This is a genomic window from Komagataeibacter melomenusus (assembly GCF_013155395.1).
GTDB lineage: Bacteria > Pseudomonadota > Alphaproteobacteria > Acetobacterales > Acetobacteraceae > Komagataeibacter > Komagataeibacter melomenusus.
On the sequence record NZ_JABJWC010000095.1, the window covers coordinates 1 to 2,319 of the forward strand.

Consider the following 2,319-nt stretch of genomic DNA (forward strand, 5'->3'; position numbering starts at 1 on the left):
CCATCTGGTCCGGCGTTAACCCCGGACCAGATGGCCAACAGCAACGCCGTCAGAATGGCGGCATAACAACAACCGGGTATAGCTTATTCAAACCCAAAAACTGTCCGAACAGACGGGTCCACCTCTGGTTGGTCTTATGTCGTGGAGCAGGGAGTAACAGGTTTTAATTCAGATCGTACACTCACCGTGCCGGCTTTAAGACGGAATGGTTCGCAGATTGTTGTTGTATTCAATATGGATATCATAAGAAACCATAGTGGAAATATCGATGCGATAAAGGTTGTTTTTCGTGATATCAGGAAGCAGCCATGAAACCGTATCGTATTACGTCGGAGTTCAATGCGATAACTCTTCCCGCAGGTCTGCGTCAGCGTCATGCCACGAAGGCTGGCGTATGGGCAGTTATCCGTATTCTGGAAGGAACTGCGACGCTCGTGTACGTTGACACTGGAGAAGTCAGGCATCTGACACCTTGTGAACCAGGCCTTATCAAACCGGAGCAGACGCATTACCTAAAATTATCTGGTTTGGTCCGGCTAAAACTGGAGTTTTACGATTCTGATCCAGTTCATTCTTTGTGAAGTATATGAACACTTACATCTGTAGCTGTAGGGCCGACCCTTTGTGAAATGCTATATGCCCAGTTTTCTGGCTGACAATCTCGTATTGAGGTTCCTGGCCTGACGCATGATGATGATACCCATTGACGAGAAATGGTGATGTGTGAATTTTCGTAATTTTACCTGTGACATAACCGGCTTCAGAGTTCCATGAAACAATGTCGCCAATTCTGAAGGTTTGTGAAGACATGGTAATTTTCCTTATGCAGCCGAAGACACTGTAAAATGACCAAGGTTAAATGTAAGACGATTTATACGATTGGTCACTCTACGCATTCCCTTGACGAGTTTATAACACTTATTTGTCATTATCATATTACATTCGTGGCGGATGTTCGTGCGTTTCCGTATTCCAGGCGTAATCGGGATTACAATGGTAATGTCCTGTCTGAAGCGCTTGGGAAAGTAAACGTTATTTATCGTCATTTTCCGGAGTTAGGCGGGAGACGTCCGCGGTCTAGAACCGTTGCACCTACGATTAATGCATTCTGGCGTGTGCAAAGTTTTCATAATTATGCCGACTATGCTTTAAGCGATGAATTTCAGAAAGGTCTAGCAACTTTAATCGAAGCGAGCCGATATGAAACGGTTGTTTTAATGTGCGCAGAGGTTCTTTGGTGGCGGTGTCATCGGCGCATTATTTCAGATTATCTTCTTTCTAAAGGTTTGACGGTGATCCATATCCTGTCGTTGACGAACACGCAGGAAGGCGTTCTTACGTCTGGTGCTGTTGTCGAACCAACAGGTTGTTTAACGTATCCTCTTCCAGAGTCCGTATGTGTCCAAAATGATGAGAAGTCATAATAAAAATCAGAATATTCCATCGGAACCTGAAGAAATGTTCAGCGCTCTGAGACTCTTTGATGGTGTTTCAAAGCGTGAAAAACGCGTTCTTTTGTCATCTGTGAAAAAAACGATGTGGAGGGATCGAAGAACCCCTGATTGATGTGCTTGGCCGGTAATTTCTGGGTTTTGGCGATTTGATTGACGGTTTTTGCGATGGCCTCCGGTCTGCGTTTTGAGCAGATTGGGAGTTGTCCTCCGCTGGATGGCTATGCGCTCGCGTTCAATCTTTCGAGGAAGAGGAAGCGGCGCATATTGTAGACGATATTGGCGAGCCCGATCCTCATGGTGGCTCGGCTGATACCGACAGTCCGGACAAACAGCCCCGTCTGTGACTTCTGATCGGCAAAGACATGCTCGACACGCGACCGGATAATGGATTTTCCTGCATTCGATTTCTGGATATGCCGGGGCATAGGCTTGAGATGCGGCTTTTTGCGATGAACCTTGGAGACAAAGCCCTGCTTTTCCATGAAGTCTTCATTGGCTTTTGAGCGGTAGGCCGTGTCAGCCCAGACACTTGAGGCTGTATTGGTTTTATCCAGCAGCCCCTCTCTCAATCGCGCGCCATCACTGGCGGCGGCATGCGTTGTTTTCCATTTCCGGATGAACCGGTATTTTCGATCGATGGAAACATGCGATTTATAGCCAAAGAACGGGATGGCGAGATCGCTGGAGGGCATGGTTCCATCATCCTGCCGCTTCGCCTTCGTGAACTTCAGTGTCCATCGCGCATGACGATCCTTGTGCGACAGCTTTGCGGGTTTGTCCTGCCAGTCTTCAGGAATACGTCCTTCCCGAAGATCGGCTTTCTCTGCATTGGTGTTCCGCTGCTTCGGAGCCGCTACCAGCGTGG

General features: G+C 47.7%; 4 protein-coding genes. 2 read left to right on the forward strand and 2 right to left on the reverse strand.

What is annotated here, in order from left to right:
- The first annotated feature begins 308 nt into the window (after window positions 1-308).
- A complete protein-coding gene (locus tag HNW77_RS17125) occupies window positions 309-581 on the forward strand; it encodes a DUF1971 domain-containing protein (RefSeq protein WP_023524174.1) in 273 nt (90 codons plus the stop codon).
- Between the two features lie 13 nt (window positions 582-594).
- On the opposite strand, the gene HNW77_RS17130 is transcribed toward HNW77_RS17125, so the two are convergent.
- Window positions 595-810, reverse strand: coding sequence for a hypervirulence associated TUDOR domain-containing protein (locus HNW77_RS17130; protein WP_010512346.1), 216 nt, complete (start codon window positions 808-810; stop codon window positions 595-597).
- 35 nt (window positions 811-845) lie between these two features.
- Between HNW77_RS17130 and HNW77_RS17135 the strand changes: the two genes are divergently transcribed.
- Window positions 846-1,424, forward strand: a complete 579-nt coding sequence (locus HNW77_RS17135; protein ID WP_010512347.1) for a DUF488 domain-containing protein — start codon at window positions 846-848, stop codon at window positions 1,422-1,424.
- A gap of 248 nt (window positions 1,425-1,672) precedes the next feature.
- Here the strand turns inward: HNW77_RS17135 and HNW77_RS17140 are convergent.
- On the reverse strand, window positions 1,673-2,319 hold a 647-nt coding region (locus HNW77_RS17140; RefSeq protein WP_010512010.1), incomplete at its 5' end, for a transposase.

Coding starts and splice junctions, on each gene's coding strand:
- HNW77_RS17125 (WP_023524174.1), top strand. CDS start 309: ATGAAACCGTATCGTATTACGTCGGAGTTCAATGCGATAACTCTTCCC.
- HNW77_RS17130 (WP_010512346.1), bottom strand. CDS start 810: ATGTCTTCACAAACCTTCAGAATTGGCGACATTGTTTCATGGAACTCT.
- HNW77_RS17135 (WP_010512347.1), top strand. CDS start 846: ATGACCAAGGTTAAATGTAAGACGATTTATACGATTGGTCACTCTACG.